This window comes from Thorsellia kenyensis, assembly GCF_042432445.1.
In the GTDB taxonomy this organism is placed as follows: Bacteria; Pseudomonadota; Gammaproteobacteria; order Enterobacterales; family Thorselliaceae; genus Thorsellia; species Thorsellia kenyensis.
In genome coordinates this window covers 14,956-33,012 of sequence record NZ_JBHLXE010000084.1, presented here as the reverse complement: position 1 = coordinate 33,012, position 18,057 = coordinate 14,956, and the positions used below count along the sequence as shown (strand labels likewise).

At 34.0% G+C, this 18,057-nt stretch carries 15 protein-coding genes and 1 tRNA gene; 6 read left to right on the top strand and 10 right to left on the bottom strand.

Annotated elements, in window-relative coordinates; genetic code table 11:
* The first annotated feature begins 15 nt into the window (after positions 1 to 15).
* On the top strand, positions 16 to 1,902 hold the full coding sequence (gene uvrC / locus ACFFIT_RS07325; RefSeq protein WP_385877005.1) for an excinuclease ABC subunit UvrC: 1,887 nt from the start codon (positions 16 to 18) through the stop codon (positions 1,900 to 1,902).
* A gap of 799 nt (positions 1,903 to 2,701) precedes the next feature.
* On the opposite strand, the gene ACFFIT_RS07320 is transcribed toward uvrC, so the two are convergent.
* The 6 genes from ACFFIT_RS07320 to lolC all read right to left on the bottom strand — a co-directional run bounded on the left by ACFFIT_RS07320 (position 2,702) and on the right by lolC (position 9,267).
* Positions 2,702 to 3,673 carry a DUF3829 domain-containing protein gene (locus tag ACFFIT_RS07320; RefSeq protein WP_385877004.1) on the bottom strand — a complete coding sequence of 324 codons (972 nt, stop codon included), beginning with the start codon at positions 3,671 to 3,673 and terminating at the stop codon, positions 2,702 to 2,704.
* A 559-nt stretch (positions 3,674 to 4,232) separates the two neighbouring features.
* Entirely contained in the window at positions 4,233 to 4,478 is a 246-nt protein-coding gene (locus ACFFIT_RS07315; protein WP_385877003.1) for a hypothetical protein, read from the bottom strand.
* Positions 4,479 to 5,840: 1,362 nt separating this feature from the next.
* Positions 5,841 to 6,002, bottom strand: a complete 162-nt coding sequence (locus tag ACFFIT_RS07310) for a hypothetical protein (RefSeq protein ID WP_385877002.1) — start codon at positions 6,000 to 6,002, stop codon at positions 5,841 to 5,843.
* A 43-nt stretch (positions 6,003 to 6,045) separates the two neighbouring features.
* Positions 6,046 to 7,293: a lipoprotein-releasing ABC transporter permease subunit LolE gene (gene lolE, locus ACFFIT_RS07305; protein WP_385877001.1), complete on the bottom strand. Its 1,248-nt coding sequence runs from the start codon at positions 7,291 to 7,293 to the stop codon at positions 6,046 to 6,048.
* On the bottom strand, positions 7,293 to 8,024 hold the full coding sequence (lolD, locus tag ACFFIT_RS07300) for a lipoprotein-releasing ABC transporter ATP-binding protein LolD (protein WP_385877000.1): 732 nt from the start codon (positions 8,022 to 8,024) through the stop codon (positions 7,293 to 7,295). The genes lolE and lolD overlap by 1 nt, the downstream gene beginning before the upstream one ends.
* Positions 8,025 to 8,040: 16 nt before the next feature.
* Entirely contained in the window at positions 8,041 to 9,267 is a 1,227-nt protein-coding gene (lolC, locus tag ACFFIT_RS07295; protein ID WP_385876999.1) for a lipoprotein-releasing ABC transporter permease subunit LolC, read from the bottom strand.
* A gap of 241 nt (positions 9,268 to 9,508) precedes the next feature.
* Here lolC and ACFFIT_RS07290 point away from each other — a divergent pair, with 241 nt between their 5' ends.
* Entirely contained in the window at positions 9,509 to 9,928 is a 420-nt protein-coding gene (locus tag ACFFIT_RS07290; protein WP_385876998.1) for a hypothetical protein, read from the top strand.
* Positions 9,929 to 10,541: 613 nt separating this feature from the next.
* Here ACFFIT_RS07290 and ACFFIT_RS07285 read toward each other — a convergent pair.
* Entirely contained in the window at positions 10,542 to 10,673 is a 132-nt protein-coding gene (locus ACFFIT_RS07285) for a hypothetical protein (RefSeq protein WP_385876997.1), read from the bottom strand.
* Between the two features lie 969 nt (positions 10,674 to 11,642).
* On the opposite strand from ACFFIT_RS07285, the gene leuS reads away from it, so the two are divergent.
* The 4 genes from leuS to nadD all read left to right on the top strand — a co-directional run bounded on the left by leuS (position 11,643) and on the right by nadD (position 16,839).
* Positions 11,643 to 14,318: a leucine--tRNA ligase gene (leuS, locus tag ACFFIT_RS07280; RefSeq protein WP_385876996.1), complete on the top strand. Its 2,676-nt coding sequence runs from the start codon at positions 11,643 to 11,645 to the stop codon at positions 14,316 to 14,318.
* A 42-nt stretch (positions 14,319 to 14,360) separates the two neighbouring features.
* Positions 14,361 to 14,948: an LPS assembly lipoprotein LptE gene (gene lptE, locus ACFFIT_RS07275; RefSeq protein WP_385876995.1), complete on the top strand. Its 588-nt coding sequence runs from the start codon at positions 14,361 to 14,363 to the stop codon at positions 14,946 to 14,948.
* Entirely contained in the window at positions 14,941 to 15,987 is a 1,047-nt protein-coding gene (gene holA, locus ACFFIT_RS07270) for a DNA polymerase III subunit delta (protein ID WP_385876994.1), read from the top strand. The genes lptE and holA overlap by 8 nt, the downstream gene beginning before the upstream one ends.
* 171 nt (positions 15,988 to 16,158) lie before the next feature.
* Positions 16,159 to 16,839 (top strand): nicotinate-nucleotide adenylyltransferase, encoded by a 681-nt coding sequence (nadD, locus tag ACFFIT_RS07265; protein WP_385876992.1) that lies wholly within the window; start codon positions 16,159 to 16,161, stop codon positions 16,837 to 16,839.
* 77 nt (positions 16,840 to 16,916) lie between these two features.
* Here the strand turns inward: nadD and ACFFIT_RS07260 are convergent.
* The 3 genes from ACFFIT_RS07260 to ACFFIT_RS07250 form a co-directional block, all read right to left on the bottom strand.
* A tRNA-Tyr gene (locus ACFFIT_RS07260) sits at positions 16,917 to 17,001 on the bottom strand.
* Between the two features lie 378 nt (positions 17,002 to 17,379).
* On the bottom strand, positions 17,380 to 17,571 hold the full coding sequence (locus ACFFIT_RS07255) for a hypothetical protein (RefSeq protein WP_385876991.1): 192 nt from the start codon (positions 17,569 to 17,571) through the stop codon (positions 17,380 to 17,382).
* Between the two features lie 34 nt (positions 17,572 to 17,605).
* On the bottom strand, positions 17,606 to 17,872 hold the full coding sequence (locus ACFFIT_RS07250) for a hypothetical protein (RefSeq protein WP_385876990.1): 267 nt from the start codon (positions 17,870 to 17,872) through the stop codon (positions 17,606 to 17,608).
* Positions 17,873 to 18,057: the final 185 nt, after the last annotated feature.

The window sequence follows — 18,057 nt, the reverse complement described above, 5'->3', positions numbered from 1 at the left end:
AAAGCAGGTGCAGTCATGCCCGAACAACACATTAAAATTGATGATGCTTTAATTATAGAAAGTGAAGAAAGCCAAACCCCTTTCAATCCTATCTCTTTTTTAAAAAACTTGACTTCTCAACCAGGCGTTTATCGTATGTACGATGATAAACGCACCGTTATTTATGTTGGTAAAGCGAAAGATTTAAAAAAACGCTTAAGTAGCTATTTTAGAAAACAACTTAATAGTATCAAAACAGAATCTTTAGTAAAACAGATTTGCTATATAGATGTTACGATTACCCATAGTGAAACAGAAGCGCTTCTATTAGAACATAACTATATTAAACGCTACCAGCCAAGATATAATGTTTTATTAAGAGATGATAAATCTTACCCTTATCTTTTTTTAAGTGATGAAAAACACCCTAGAATCACAATGTATCGTGGTGCACAAAAAGCGAAAGGTTCATATTTTGGACCTTATCCTAATGCATATGCTGTTCGTGAAAGTTTGGCCATCATTCAAAAATTATTTCCCATAAGACAATGTGAAAATCAAGTCTATCGAAACCGTTCTAGACCCTGCTTACAATATCAAATTGGTAGATGTCTAGCACCTTGCGTTGCAGGCTATATAAGCGATGAATCTTATCATACGCAAGTTAATTTAATTAAACTTTTCTTATCTGGCAAAAATAACCAAGTTTTAGATACTTTAGTTAATAATATGCAGCAAGCAAGTGATGCGCTAGATTTTGAGTCAGCAGCGTATTACCGTGATCAAATTCAAGCCGTAAGAAATGTCACTGAACAGCAATTTGTTTCCAATCAAGATAATGACATTGATGCAATTGGTTATGATTTTCAATCAGGAGTTGCTTGTCTGCACGTATTATTCATTAGACAAGGGAAGGTACTAGGCAGTCGTAGTTATTTTCCCAATATACCCAAAGACACTGAATTAAAAGAAGTTGTTCAAACCTTTATAGGTCAATTTTATTTACAAAGAAACGATAATAGGGACATCCCAAGCTTGATTTTAATTGATTTTTCCCTTGGTGAAACACAATTAATTTCAGAGTCACTATCTACTCTAGCTGGTCGAAAAATTGAACTACTTAACAAGGTTCGTGGTGATAGAAAGCGTTATCTTGAGCTTGCATCCACTAATGCTAAAACAGCATTAAGTGCAAAGCTTGTACAAAAATCTACGATAGCACAACGCTTTGCATCCCTAGCTCAGGTATTAGGTCTGAGTGAAATAAATCGTATGGAGTGTTTTGATATAAGCCATCTTCAAGGGGAGCAAACCATAGCTTCATGCGTAGTTTTTGATAGAAACGGCCCGTTAAAATCATCTTACCGCCGATATAATATTGAAGGAATAACTCCTGGTGATGATTATGCGGCTATGCATCAAGTTTTGACTAAACGCTACGATAAAACCATTGATGATGAAAATATTCCTGATGTCATACTGATAGATGGGGGTAAAGGTCAGCTAGGTCAAGCTAAACGTCTATTCTCAGAATTAAAGGTTACTTGGGATATATCAAAACCTATTCTCTTAGGTGTTGCTAAAGGAGCTGAGCGAAGAGCAGGATTAGAAACATTATTTTTAGAGCCTGAGGGTGATGGTTTTTCTTTGCCAAGTGACTCCCTTGCTCTTCATTTAATTCAGCATATAAGGGATGAATCACATAACCATGCAATAAGTGGTCATAGGAAAAAGAGAAGTAAGGATAAAGGCACAAGTTCACTTGAATTAATTCCGGGGGTAGGACCTAAACGGAGACAAAATTTATTAAAATATATGGGAGGATTACAAGGGATAAAGAATTCCACACCAGAAGAGTTAGCTAAAGTACCAGGTATTTCTTTAGAACTTGCAGAAAATATACTGAACTTTATGAAGTCTTAGTCCTGCTTTACAATCTAAATAAGGTAAAGTTTAAATGTGAAATAGTGCTTTTTGGTTAAACATTTAAACACAATGGTTATAAAGAAAAGAAAACAGATAAAAATTAATTATAAATATCAAATTGTAATATAAGCTTTATTAACTGGGATGGTCGTTAAGAATTTCATAGCCAGTTATCATTGAATGAGAGGATAGATAAGGCATAGATCAAACACAATATTTATAGCTTTATTTTAAAAAATGCAATAAAATTCGCAAATAAATCAACAGTCATAACGTATAGATCAACCACAAAGCACCAGACTTCTAATAACTCTTCATATAGATGGTTCCATATATCATATTAAATAATTAAATCCACGCTTAACTATCTTGAAACCTCTAAGAAAGTGTCCTAAATTAGTTGACCACTACACACCTAATATTATGAATTAAATACAATTAGATTTAACTTACAATTTACTGTTCATTTTTTAGTAGCTGTTGACATTTAGCGAAAAAATTTAAGTGTAAATAAAGTGGCTAATAAACAAGCCTTTAAAGTGAAAAACATTGGTTAAGTGCTATCATCCATTTATAATTGGTTTATGAAAACATATTATGACAGAGTAAATATTACGCCAAGATAGATTTTTCAGATAGTCAGTGGGGGTTAATATAATTTTTTTAACGTATGAATACAGGTTTTATCAAGGGAACAAATTCAAACCTTAATTTAGCGACCTTGGCCCCTATTAACTTACACAAGTAATCAGGGGCGCGCGACTATATGTAGATCATGTTAGAGTTACATTGCCTCTTAGAGATTGTATTTCATAAGATCATTATAACTATATATCATCTGGTTATAAGCATCTAATACTTCATTGCCAGCATTAAATCCTTTTGGATTTGAACGAGTATTTCTATATGCCCCTATAAAATTTTGAGTATCATCATAAAAATCATTAATTTTCTTTTGTCTAAAACTATCTGGTGTTTCAGCGTTAGCTACTTTTTTAATCTCAGACAAATAACCTTCAATCTCAACTATTTGATTATTCATCATTTCTAAATTGCTAGGATTGGCTAATACAGTTTCTGGATCTTCTGCAATCATTTCTGTCAATTTTCCACCTTGGGAAATTGAAGCAAGTGCATTATATCCGAGGATATTACCTGACGCTTTAAGATCTGCTAAATCTTGTTCTTCTAATCTTCTACCTTCTTTGTCTAGTGCTATTTCAAAGGCTAATTCAGCTGCATCTATCGCTTTTAAATGGGGTAGTACTTTTTCCATTAGCGTTTTACCTAAAGCTCCATTATCATCTTCATATTTACGCGAGGTAACATAAGTTTCGAGTTCTAAAAAATCAGCCTGAGCAGCATTGATGCTCGAAACAATCGATTGTGCTGCAGAATCAAGTTCTTGTATACTTCCCTGAAATTTATTTAATATTCTATCTTGGAGGTATGAGGCCTTATTTTTGTAATGATCTGCAGTACCATTATGCATCTCCTTAAAATCTCCATTTCTCAACATTTCAGCACTTGAAAGCCCTCCTATGCTAGGTCTTGACATAGAACTACGTCTGTAAAAGTCAATATATTCAATATAAGCGTTATATTTAGCTGTTGGGTAACCTGTCGCTTTTACTTCCGTCGTCGATGTCTCTGCTTGGCTCGAATTTTTATCTTCGTTAGTGTTATTAGTTTTGTCATTATCACACCCAACTAGTAGCAATGCATTACATAGAATAACGCTAATTAAAGACAGCTTAAAAAATTTCATAATATTTCCTATTTATGTTTATTGAAGTAATTATAAGTAAATGCAATTTAAATGAGTAATCAATCGTCACAAATAAATATTGCACTTACAATATTTTACTATTTATTTTTAAATATTCAACAATAAGATAATTTACATCAAAAACCTAACCAACCGACAAGCACTCAAAATGCTACTATTTATCAATTGCTTGGAGTTATCTATTATAAATTTCCAGGACTTGGTAGAAAACTAAAGTGAAAACGCAATCATTCAATTACTACTCAAATCATAAGATATCAGGGCAAAAGGGTGAGTTTTAATCAGTAAAATTGCTTGCACTTAAAACTTTTAATAAAAATTCGTTCCTAGCACAAGCAAACATTCTTTTAATTTTAATACTCGCTTTCAGTGTTTTTTATTTTTCAATAAGCTTGTAGTGAGTTTTTTCATAAAAGAAAAGTTTTCAGCTAGATGACCACTACGTAAACGGAGCTCATCCTCTCTAAAGCTAACATCTAATTGCCAATGAAGATTATTTTTTACCAGGCATTGCTTTCTGTTAGCATTAACTATCCATCTAGCATCTTTTTTTATGGCTTAAAATGTAAAAACGTAACTCTTCAGATTTAGTTTCAGGCTGATTTTTCATTTCACGAATTGATTGGACAATGATAATGCTATTAATTCCTTTCCCTACTGAATGTCTCTCTTTTAGCCACTCAATACTATCGATCATCCATACATGCCTTTCTTCTATTCTTCCGTACTCACTATTTACTTTGTAATAATATTCATGGCTTGTGGAAGAAATTTTCTGGGACAATTCAGTTTCTAAAAATAATCGAACACATTAATTCTGACTTCCTTAATTTTCATTAAGAAACACGACGTAGTCAGCTTTTGATGAAACAATGAGATCTACAATAGCATGTTGGCATCCTATTGCAGCTACTATAACCGTTGCGCCTTTAAAATCTAATATTTTTAATAGTTAAGGAATTGTAGTGATTTCATTTAATTTATCATTGACTGTCAATTGACACGTATTTGTCTAAACCAAGTTGATTTTGGGTTAACTAAGCATTAACAACATGTATAGCTTTAGCGCCATTCATTTTGTCAACAGTATCTCAGAGAGTTTTCCACTCAATGGCAATGATATCTTTACAGTGATACTTAATTGTTTTAATCCGTCAATTAAAACACTCAATAAATTCGACTGGGTTAATTCTATTTAGAACATTGAGGAAAGGATCAGCACTAGGGATACCAGAAGAGAGATTTAAAAAAGTGAGAAAAAAACTTTGCAAGCATCGGCATGCTTCGCTATAGCTTCTAGGGGCTTTTAAGTGACTGAATACCAAGCTTATCTATGTTGTATATTAAGTTGATGATTCATTCATGATGGATTCCATAATAAATATCAACTTAACATTAATCCAAACATGAGATTAAAAATGTATAAAATTATCCCGTTTGCTCTGGATAAGATATATAAATATAATGGCTTTAAGAAATAAAATCATTGCAAAGATAGGGTTGATTTAAATACAACGCTCATTTACTCCTACTATATTATTTCAGTCATTTAATTTTTTTGTTGTTTAGTTAACTGTAAATCACTAAGAGCTATTGATATTAAGCGAACAAAAATTATATACACGTAAGATTTTAATAAATAAGTGCTTTAAGTGAAAAGTAGTGGATAAGAGAAATAGCGCTTTTATATTTAGAAGCACGATTGAAATTGCTTTTATTATGATGTGGTCGCCGATGCATGTCAAAATCTCACGCTCTAAATAAAACAAGCGCTATGTTTTCTGTTCGTAATTACAAAATGATTTTAACTAGTGAATTCAAGGATCAAATAATATATCTCAAGAAATTTTCTTTCTGTTTGGACTAATCAGTACCTTAAAAACTCCAAAAAGGTCTTTTATCTTCGAAATATTTTCTTTGGGAATTGCTAAGAATATCAAAACCCAAAAACCCTCAGTAAACTCTATACTACCTGATTATGTAATTTGATGGTTCTAAAAAGGTATTAACTTAAAAGCCAATTTTTTTATTACATCATATTTGCATAAATAAACAATAATAAAGTATCATTATTCATTGAAATAAAGAATAAATAATTCGAATGACAATGAATATTTCCATACTCTTTAGATATAGCAAAGCGTTATTAGTTGATATTTTCTACTAATTGCCAATCAATTGAATCAAACCTTAAATCAGAAGATTTTAAATAGACAACAGAACGATATCTTTGCTGCTGCAATAGTCTCTTTTTTCTATTCTTCAATACACCATGATTTTTTATGCTAGGACGTCTTTTTATTTTCATATAAGTTATCTCACCAATGGTTAATTCATGTTAATTAAAAAATCTACATACCACTTAAAATTCGAGCAGGTTCAATTTTTATTGCGCGTTTTGCTGGATATATACTAGCTAAAAGACTCAATACAATTGAAGTTGTAAATACTATAACTAAATCTAAATAGTGTAATTCAGAAGGTAAAAAATCCACAAAATAGATATCCCCGGATAAAAAATCAACACCAGAAATATTTTCTAGTAATTTTATAAGATCAGTTAAATACAGAGCACAAATAGCACCGAAAACTATACCTAAAACGCTCCCAATAAAACCAGATAACAGGCCATACCACAGAAAAATGGTTAAAATATACTTATCTGTAGCGCCTAGCGTTTTTAATACTGCAATGTCTTTACTTTTTTCTTTTACGGCCACAACAAGTGTAGAAACAATATTAAAGCAAGCTACTGACATCACAAGAATCATTGCAAAATACATAATGGTTCGAATTAACTGTATATCATCATACATGTATCCGTATTGTCTTACCCAAGAGTCATATTGCAAAGGGGTACCAATGCTATAAGCTGCATCTTTAATTACAGTTCCAGCTTTAAAAGGGTCATCGACCTTAATTCCTACACCAACATTTAAATTTCCTTCTTCTTGGTAAGTAAGTGCATCTTGGAAATTAATTAAAGCCAAATTTTGATCAATTGTGCCACCTAAAGTCATAAGACCCACAATTTCTAATCGAATTCTTTTTGGTTGTTGTAATTTATTATCAGGGCTGATTGAAGGGATGACTATAGTTACCATATCCCCCACTGAGGCATTAATTTTATTTGCAATTGCTGATCCTAATATTAAACTATTAGGTGTCAAGGATAATTGATTCCAACCTCCTTCGGTGACATATTCTGGTAATGCACTAATTTGAAATTCTTTGGTTGGTTCTATCCCTTTTATTTGAATGGCTTCTATTTTTGTCCCATTTTCAATTAAACCTGTCATTAAACTAAAAGGTGCTGTTGCCACTATACCTGCGTTATTTTCCACTCTTTTTGCAAGAGTTTCTAAAGAGATTTGCGCTGGTTGAATTAATTTGATCTCTCCATGAGGGATTACTGCAAGCACTCTATTATTCAATTCTCGCTCAAATCCATTCATGGCACTTAAACCAATCACTAAAACTGCCACACCTAAAGTAATCCCCAGAGTTGAAAAAAAAGAAATTAATGAGATCATTTGACCTCTTTTTTTTGCTCGGCTAAACCTTAGTGCAGTAACCAAAGAAAAAGGCAATGACAACATTAGAATGGATCCTTAGTTGAGAATTTTTTCAATAACGAGGCCTCTTTTGTCAAAACACCATCACGCATTTCTAATTGACGTTCCATTTTTTCGGCTAGTTCTAGGTCATGAGTTACAATTAAGAAAGCTGTTTTGCGTTCTTCATTTATATGTTTAATTAGCTTTAATATTTCGTCCGCATTAGTTCTATCTAGATTACCCGTAGGTTCATCTGCTAAAACAACTAAAGGATCATTAATTAACGCCCTTGCGATAGCAATTCTTTGGCGCTCTCCACCGGATAATTCACTTGGCCTATGTTTTATTCTATGACTTAAACCCACTTGGTCTAGCAATTTTTTTGCTTTTTCTTGTGCAATAGTTGGAGAAACACCACTGATAAGTAGTGGCATAGCAATATTTTCAATCGCTGAAAAATCAGGGAGCAGATGATGAAATTGATAAATAAATCCAATGTGTTTATTTCTTAAATTTGCCCTTTTATCATTACTAAAAGCAGAAATATCTTCTCCATCAAATAAAATTTGACCTGATGTTACTGTATCTAGTCCACCTAAAATATGTAAAAGGGTACTTTTTCCTGAGCCTGAACTACCAACGATAGCCAACATTTGACAATGGGGCATAGAAAAATCAATTTCATTTAGCACTTTTGTTTCATGTGCACCATCATGATATGTTTTAACTATTTTTTTACAGCTAAAAAGTTCACTATTTTTTGATGAAGACATATGTTCCTACTTTAAATTATTCATATCTGAGTGCTTGCGCTGGTAAAATTTTGGATGCTTTAATTGCGGGATACAATGCGGATAAAAGTGCTAATATAATAGCGCTCAGTATAATAGAAATAAACTGCTTTATATCGAATGCCATGGGGAGCTCCCTTCCTATAGATTGAGCGATTAATGGGATATCATTGATAAAAAGACAAAGTAAAATGCCGAGCAAACCACCAATAAGTGCACCTAAAATACCACTCATAGCTCCTTGAATGACAAAAATGCTTAGTAGCTGTCTTTGTTTTATTCCTAAGGTTTGCAAGATTGCTATTTCATTTTGCTTTTCTAAAACAATAAGACATAGTGAGGTGAAAATATTAAATATAGCCACCGCAATAATCAGGCTTAAGAGCAAACCCATCATATTTTTTTCCATTTTAATTGCTTGAAACAATTCCCCTTGACGCTCTCTCCAGTCGGAAAGAATCCATTTATCATTGAGCATAGAGGAATCTAGCTTAGCAATTTCAAGCGGACTATTTAAAAAGAGTCTTAATCCCGTTATTCGCCCTTCTTTATAACGCATTAATTTTGCACCATCAGCTTTATTAACAAAGAGCTGTTGACTATCAACCTGGTTATTTGAAGAAAAGACACCTGCAACAGTAAATTTTCTTTGGCTAGGGATTCTACCTAAAGGAGTTATTTGACTTACACTAGGGACTAAGATTCGTATTTCATCACCTATTGTAACATTTAATTGTTGTGCCAGTGCGTATCCTAATACCGCATTAAATTTACCTTCTTCAAGAACATTTGAATCTATTCCTTCAAAATAATCAAAAAGTGGTTCAAAATCTTGAGGTAAGACTCCTAGCATCAAAGATGATGATATCCCCTTAGAACTTTGAAGTATAACTTGAGATTGAACAATTGATTCTGTATGGTTGATGAGTTTTTTATTGATGTTGATATTGAGAAATTCATCCAATTCTGGAGTTGCGGAAAGAGAATTTTTATCTAGTTGGAGAGAACCGTCAACGGAAGAAAGTAATGCATGTGGCTGAAAACGTAATAGGGCTTCTTCTTGCATTTTTTCAAACCCATTCATTACACTAGTCACAGCGATAAGAGCCATTACGCCAAGAGTTATGCCAATCGTTGAAAAAAATGATACGAAACGAGCAAACCGGTCAGTAGGTCGACCTTTTATATATCGAATAGCGACAAATAATGAGATGGGATGATACATAAGAGTCCAATGTAAATAAAAAAACACCCATAAAAGGCTGCATTTTAGTCAATCGATGTTTAATTTAACGTTAGTTTTACTACTAGGCTATTTTACCGCATTTAATTCAATTAATCATCACAAAATTACATTGATAGAATTTTTTTTAAATTGACATCATTTTTATCGTCAATATAGTAAGTTTTTGTAATACTCGGTAGCAGCGAATGTATGATTATGATTTAACTCATGCCGACTAACATTGATAGCACCACAAAAAATAAATACCTATGTGATTAATTCTAAAAATTTTATGCGTAAAGGCGATGCTATCTCTAAAGCAGTTGGTAGTTCCCATATGAAATTTGTTAGGATGAAAAATGAGACACAGCAAGGCTATCTTGCTATCCATAAAATGCGACAAAATTACGTAAAAGCACGTACTGCCTGTATTTATGTCACCAGAGGATTATTAAGTGAATTTATATACCATGCTAATCGAGGAAGAGCCCATGTATATAAACTCAAAAGCGAAGCATTAGCCCAAGATTCGCAAATACCAGGCAGTTTAAAAGAAGCAATTTCTGTTCTAAAGGCATTACTAGAACAACTAGATGAAAACATTAAAAAACTAGAAATTTTAATCAATCAGCATGGTAGTGCCAAGGTAGTGCCAAGGTAGTGCCAAGGTAGTGCAGATGAATGTAGTAGCGGTCGCTTTGGCTAAAAAAACGGCGAGGATGGTGTGGGCTGTTTTGCATAAAAACACTGAGTATTACTGTGCGATGACGATTAAGGAGGCCGCCTAAATGACGCGCGATAAAGCAGATACTCTTGCAGGGGCCTTAGTCCTAGCAAGCAAAACACGCTAAGGCTTCAGCGACTAAGATAAAATTAAAAGAAGGGATTTTTTTGCTATAGAAAAGAGGTAAATATTAAAGACAATCCAACAGATTGCGCATAATAAAGATAAAGTGATTAACTGATCGAACCGACATGAGAAAAATCTGTTTTACACTAAGACTCCCTAGCAATAAAGCCATCTAACTGATAAGATCTCATGTACGAATTTCATCCTGTGATCAGGCTAAAATAGCCTACAAAGAAGCCGGATATCTGGAAGCATTCAATTTTAGTTAAAAATCTTTTATTTTTCTGACCAATTGGAATAAGTCCATATAAGCCGGAATACCAAATGGGCGCATCTTGCCATCCGATTTTGGAATTTCAACACGCTTTACAGGTGGTGGAAAATAGTTGCCAGAGCTCCTTCGATTCCCAATTTCATATAGATTCTACCCCAGATTTAGTTCAAAGGCATCAATGCTCACTTTATCGATGCCTGCAGACCCTCTATTCGCTTTTACACGTTGCCAAGCCTCTAGTACTTTCCATTTACTAATTGAAAAGGGTTTTGATTTGTTCAACTACATCATCCTTATAATTCAAGTTGCTTAATTAATCAAAACGGATTAGTTGCCCCCTTCGCTCCATCCCCATTACAGAGACTTCAACGCTACTATAAGACAATCTGCCAATGCGCCCTGCATCATTATTTAGCCTTCAGGGTTCACCTTTATAGCCGTTCATTTAGCATCAGGGGCAACATCTTCCTGAGTTCCTTACCTAAGCCTGTACTAATCTCCTGCCACTTCTATGCCGGTGAGCCAACTAAGCCGTTATTGCAAGTCACGCCTAGTTTTGTTAGTGTGTTGTAGTAGAGAACGCAGTTTTGACATCACAGTTATGTCTAACGACACTTCATCAGTGGTTTATTTTCATTCAGCTTATTACTCCGCATCTGACAATTTATCATTGCCTTTTAACTCCACGCTCACAACGATATCTCTTACATAACGCAGTTGGAGCCGATTTAACACCAACTCTTGCTAGCCGATGTAGTTTGGCCTACCACCATCTTAGGTAAAGCATCCTAGCAACCTAATAACTAACTTCACAGCACACTATCGCTTACTGCGATAATAGAACCAAATTACACTATTCTACCAGTAGGCAATTGATTTTAAATTAAACATTCAAGTATGCATGACAAAAAATAGCTAAAAGTTGATTTTTCAACCTAAAACAAAAGATTTCTTAATGCGTAATATGGAATAGCGAGGTTCAAAAATGACCCTTTTTAACCTAAGAAATAATTATAAAATATAGCGCGCAAAGGCAGATATAGGTTAATTCGATTTTTAGGTGTTATTTTCGAGTTCAAAATTTCCACATGCACCTATATTTCACGTTTTTCAATGTGTATCTTTACTAACTAATAGTCGAAATTATTAGCTGATTCAATTCATCTTATAAGGTATAATTGTTTTATCATTATTTCGATAACACACTCTTACTCAGTGTTTCCTCAATATTTTATTTAGAAGGATTTTTCTGTGACAGTTACGCAAACATCATCTCAAAACTCGAGTTCAGCTTTTGCTCACAATGAGCTTTTTAACCGCTTAACACAAACTCTTAATGATGAGTACCATCATCGCTATCTAGAAAAAGATATACAGCAATATTGGCTTAACAATAAAACATTTAATGTCGTTGAAGATGAGTCAAAAGAAAAATACTATTGTCTTTCAATGTTACCCTACCCCTCAGGTCGCTTGCACATGGGGCACGTACGTAACTACACCATTGGTGATGTAGTTTCTAGATTTCAAAGGATGCAAGGAAAAAACGTACTCCAACCTATTGGTTGGGATGCATTTGGATTACCGGCAGAAGGTGCTGCAGTTAAAAACAATACAGCCCCAGCTCCATGGACATATGAAAATATTGAGTATATGAAAAATCAACTTCAAGCACTCGGTTTTGGATATGATTGGAGTAGAGAATTTGCCACTTGCGATCCTGATTATTACCGTTGGGAGCAATGGTTTTTTACCAAACTATTTGAAAAAGGTTTAGTCTATAAGAAGACATCTGCTGTTAACTGGTGCCCACATGATCAAACTGTTTTAGCAAATGAACAGGTTATTGAAGGTCATTGCTGGCGTTGTGATACGCAGGTTGAAAGAAAAGAAATTCCTCAATGGTTTATTAAAATCACTGATTATGCAGATGAATTACTCAATGATCTTGATAAGCTTGATGATTGGCCTGAACAAGTTAAAACAATGCAAAGAAATTGGATTGGCCGCTCAGAGGGTGTGAATATTACATTCGATGTTGATGGAATTACCGACAAACAATTAAATCAATTAACTGTTTATACAACTAGACCTGATACCTTTATGGGTGTGACTTACGTTGCTGTAGCTGCAGGACATCCATTAGCAAAATATGCCGCGGCATCTGCTCCTGTTTTAGCAAAATTTTTAGATGAATGTAAAACAACCAAAGTTGCTGAAGCGGACATGGCAACTATGGAAAAATTGGGCATGGCGACAGGTCTTTTTGTAATTCATCCAATAACAGGTAAAAAAATTCCAATTTGGGTAGCAAATTTCGTTCTCATGGAATATGGTACTGGTGCTGTAATGGCTGTTCCCGCTCATGATGAGCGCGATTTTGAATTTGCAAAAAAATATAACCTCGATATTAACCCAGTCATTTTAGATGCTGAAAATAACCCACCAGATCTTTGTGAAAAAGCAATGACTGATAAAGGTGTACTCTTTAACTCTGGTGATTTTGATGGGTTAAGTTCAAAAGAAGCATTTGATGCGATTGCCACTCGCTTAATAGAACTAGGTAAAGGAGAAAAACAAGTAAATTACCGACTTCGTGATTGGGGTGTTTCTAGACAACGTTATTGGGGCGCTCCAATTCCTATTGCTACTTTAGAAGATGGTACTCAAGTACCGATGCCTGAAGACATGCTCCCTGTAATTTTACCTGAAGATGTTGTTATGGATGGGATTGTTAGCCCAATAAAAGCAGATCCTAATTGGGCTAAAACTACAATTAATGGTATGCCGGCTTTAAAAGAAACAGACACCTTTGATACTTTCATGGAATCTTCATGGTATTATGCGAGATATACTTCAGCGCAATATGATAAAGGCATGTTAGATCCGAAAGCTGCAAACTATTGGTTACCTGTTGATCAATATATTGGTGGTATTGAACATGCCATAATGCACCTACTCTATTTTAGATTTTTCCATAAGTTACTCCGCGATGCAGGCCTTGTTAGCTCAGATGAGCCGGCGAAAAAATTACTTTGCCAGGGTATGGTTCTAGCTGACGCGTTTTATTACGTTGGTGATTCAGGTCAAAGAGTATGGGTATCGCCTTTAGACGTTTCAGTGACAAAAGATGAAAAAGGCCGAATTGTTTCTGCTAAAGATAAATCAGGTAAAGAGTTAGTTTATGCTGGCATGAGTAAAATGTCTAAATCAAAAAATAACGGCATAGATCCACAAGAGATGGTAGAAAAATATGGCGCAGATACAGTCAGACTCTTTGTAATGTTTGCAGCACCACCAGAAATGACCCTTGAATGGCAAGAATCAGGGGTTGAAGGTGCTAATAGATTCCTAAAGCGTGTGTGGAGGCTTGTTTATGAACATACCAACAAAGGCGCTTGTAATCCACTTGATGTTTCTGCATTAACAGTTGAACAGCAAAACTTAAGAAGGGAAATTCATAAAACGTTAGCTAAAGTCACCGATGACATTAATAGAAGACAAGCATTTAATACCGCAATAGCTGCTATAATGGAGCTTTTAAATCATCTGTATAAAGCACCTCAAGAGTCTTTACAAGATAGAGCATTAATGCAAGAAGCGTTATCAATAATGATTTTGATGCTTAATCCATTTATGCCACATGCTGCTTTTATACTATGGCAAAAATTAGGTCATACTAATGCAATTGATAACGCAGCGTGGCCAAAAGTTGACGAATCGGCTTTAGTCGAGACAACCAAAGAAATTGTCCTACAAGTCAATGGCAAAGTTAGAGCTAAGATTAACGTAGCAGCTGACATGTCAGAAAATGAAATCAAGGAGATTGCATTAAATGAACCTAATGTTTCTAAACACCTCGATGGATTAACATTAAGAAAAGCGATCTATGTAAAAGGAAAGCTTTTTAATTTTGTCGCTAATTAAATCTTATCCCTTAGGCTGATTATCTTGGCCTAAGGCGTTTATTTGGAAAAATCTATGCATCGATTCAACTCACGCAGTTTATTAAACCGCTTCTCAGCCCTCTGTTTTTTAATTTCTATCACTCTACTATTAAGTGCTTGCGGATTTAGTTTGAGAGGTACAACCTATACTATTCCTTCTCAGTTAAAAACAATTGAATTGTTTTCCTCAGATCCTAACGGACCGCTAAATAGAGCACTAAGAAATGAGCTCAGATTAAATAATGTTAAGGTAATAACCGCTTCGCAAAATTTACTTGCAGATAAAACAATGCAAAACTCATTGGCTCACCCAAGGTTTGGTGTTGTAAGTTCAAATGAATTTAGGGATACCGTATCGATTTTTGCAAATGGTAAAAGTGCTGAGTACCAATTATCTTTAGAAGTAACAGCACATTTAATTATACCCAACAGCGGTATTTACCCAATAAATGTAAAAGTGCAACGATCCTTTTTTGATAACCCGCTAGCCGCAATGCAAAAAAATAGTGAGCAAGAAATCATTAGAGAAGAACTCAGGGTACAAGCGGCACAAGAACTCGTCAGAAGATTAAGTTCTTTTAGACCAGAGATGATAACGGAAAATGATTAAGATTGATGCAGATAAGTTTCTAAATACTCAGTATACACAAAATAATAATGCTCATATCATTAAACAGAAATATTTAATTAATGGTAATGAGCCCCTATTAATATTTGAGAGTTCACAAAAAATTACTGCCTTAGCAAAATCATTAGAATTTACTGAGTACCATTTATTTACAATAGAAGCTAAAACTGATTGGAATGAGATATTCTCTTTATGTGAGGGAATGAGTCTGTTTTCTCAAAAACTGATAATTTATTTAAATTTACCTGACAGTGCACTAGGCACATCTATTACAGAAAAATTAAGCATTTTAGACACTCTTATCCATGAAGATATTATATTAATTTTTACTTATCCACGTTCTGCGTATCCACTTGAAAAATTAAAATGGTTCAAAGACTTTTTTGCAGATAATAGTCTAATAATAAATTGTCAGCCTCCTACACGAGAGCAACTTCCGCAATGGGTTACACAAAGACAAAACAGGCTAGGTTTAAAATTAGAGCACGAAGCCATATTGTCCTTATGTTATCACTATGAAGGTAATTTGTTGGCCTTGAATCAAATATTACAACAAATACAGCTTCTGTTTGGTGAAAAGCCCGTAAGCAAAATGCAATTAGAGAACATTCTTTTTGATGCTGCTCATTTTACATCGACTCATTTTGTTGATGCTGCATTATCTGGATCTTTAAAAAGAGCTTTTCATATAGCTAAACAGCTACAAGATGAAGAGTTTGAAATCATTATTTTACTAAGACAGCTTCAGTCTGAATTAATGCAGCTTATCAAAATCAAATCACAGCATCCTCCTGCTGATCTTAGAGTCATATTTGATAATTTAAATATCTGGAAAAATAGACGTCCTCTATACACACAAACACTTCAAAGATTAAACTTCGTTGATATAGCTAAAGCAATTGAGATGCTTAGTGAAATAGAGATAAAGGCCAAAACCATTGTTTCTGATTCATTGTGGAAAGACTTATTAGATATAGTTATTTTACTTTCCAATAAACCTCATTTACCTAAATCTTTTTAGTGAGTAACATGGAGGGCTTTTTTTTAACTTTTTTATTGTGTAATCAAGGCAAAAATATGTATTTCTCCTGATTGTGTAACAGGAAAACGCCAAGATTTTTGATACTCATGAATTCATAAACTATACAAATACATAAATATAACCCAGTTTAAGCAGAGGGAAATAGATTCAATGGATAAAGAAATATTACAACCGATTGTTTATTATGGCGGTACATTCGATCCTATACACATTGGTCATCTCAATATTTGTAAATCCATCGCCTATTATTTTAATTTTCAAACAATCAATATATTACCTAATCATATTCCGCCTCATAGACAACAACCTGTTGCTAACGTACATCAGCGAATCGCAATGATTGAGCTAGCAATTAAAAATGAGCCGTTATTTACGCTTGATACACGTGAGCTATTGAGAGATACATACTCTTATACGATAGACACTTTAATTGAGATGCGGCATGAATTTGGAAGTAAACGCCCTATTCTTTTCATTATTGGTGAAGATTCTCTTTATTCATTAAATAAGTGGCACCAATGGGAAAATCTTTTAAATTATTGTCATTTGATCGTGTGCAAAAGAAACCATGAAATTCAGCCAATACCTGACTCAAACCTTAATTTATGGATTGAGTCACATTTAGAACCTAATAAGGAACATTTACTTGAATTAGCGAATGGAAAAATTTTTCTTGCTCCTACACCTTACTTTGATGTTTCGGCTACTCTTATACGAAATTTACTAAAATCGGGAAAATCATGCGATAGATTATTGCCTAGCCCCGTATATGACTATATTAAAAGCAATGGAATATATAAACATCGAGTTGTTCATCAAGCGAACAAGTAAATTAGAAGGTATAAGAAAGTAGTTATAAGTATAAGGAAATAGGAAGAATTAATCGAGAGAAGTTATCAGAATTTGAATGGTGGTGGGAGAAGGATTCGAACCTTCGAAGTCGATGACGGCAGATTTACAGTCTGCTCCCTTTGACCGCTCGGGAACCCCACCTGATAACCAAACTATTATAAAAACTTTATTATTTAAAGTAAAGCTTTTTCTTGTGTGTGTAAAGCATTAGCTAAAATATCCCATTTTAATTTAAAAAAATACAGCTCTACTTGGTGTTTTGATGGTTTTTTACTCTAAACACTGATGGGTTTCAATCAATATTTATTTGTTCTGGTCATCGTAGTAGGTTCATATGTCTATTTGAATAAGATAATATCGTCGCTCATGCCATTTTTTTCTGTATTCCGATTAGTTTAGCGCTGTGCGCTTATATGCTACGCATAGCTATCCCTACCTCAAATTTAAGATATCAATCATTTTAATACGCATCATTACACGGTAATAACAGATTGTTTATTCAGGATTAAGTATAAGCAATCAACCTATTGTCACCTTGGCTTGTGGTATATCATTATGAATACTTTCTTCTTGAACGCTTTTATCCGACTCTTTCTGTTTAATATCATTCACCACATCATTAATATACTTACTATCTACCACTTTCACTGCTGTTTTCTTGATGCTTATTTTATTAAAATTTAACGACTTATCGACTAGTAACACACTCATTTTACCATCTAATTGTAGGCACACTTGAACCGTTTTATTTTGCAATCGATAACCTTTTTCCATAGCCTTCAAGTTGATATTCAGCGTTGTTAAATTGGAATGTTAAATTCTTGCTTATTTTACGGGGAACCTGATGACTTAAGATATGATTCAATTCCGCCTCATTAAATTGCAATGAACTGTGGGCATCAATCGGTTCGATAGGCGCCTTAGCAAATTTTTCGTTGAACTCTTGAATGTAAGTTTTAACAAATGCTTGACAAGTTTTAGCAAATTGATTGGCTTCTTCAATTCTACTCATGCAAACTAAACGGATTGCCTTTACCAATCTATCTTTATAGTGGTCAGATTGGCTCTTTCTATTCGCTCATTAGCTTGAGGAGTATTGACACAAATTATGCCGATACCTAATGTTTTAAGCGCTCTATGGAATCAGGGGGCGAGCAAGCTTTTTCATTATTAAATCAATCTCATCGTGAATATGAT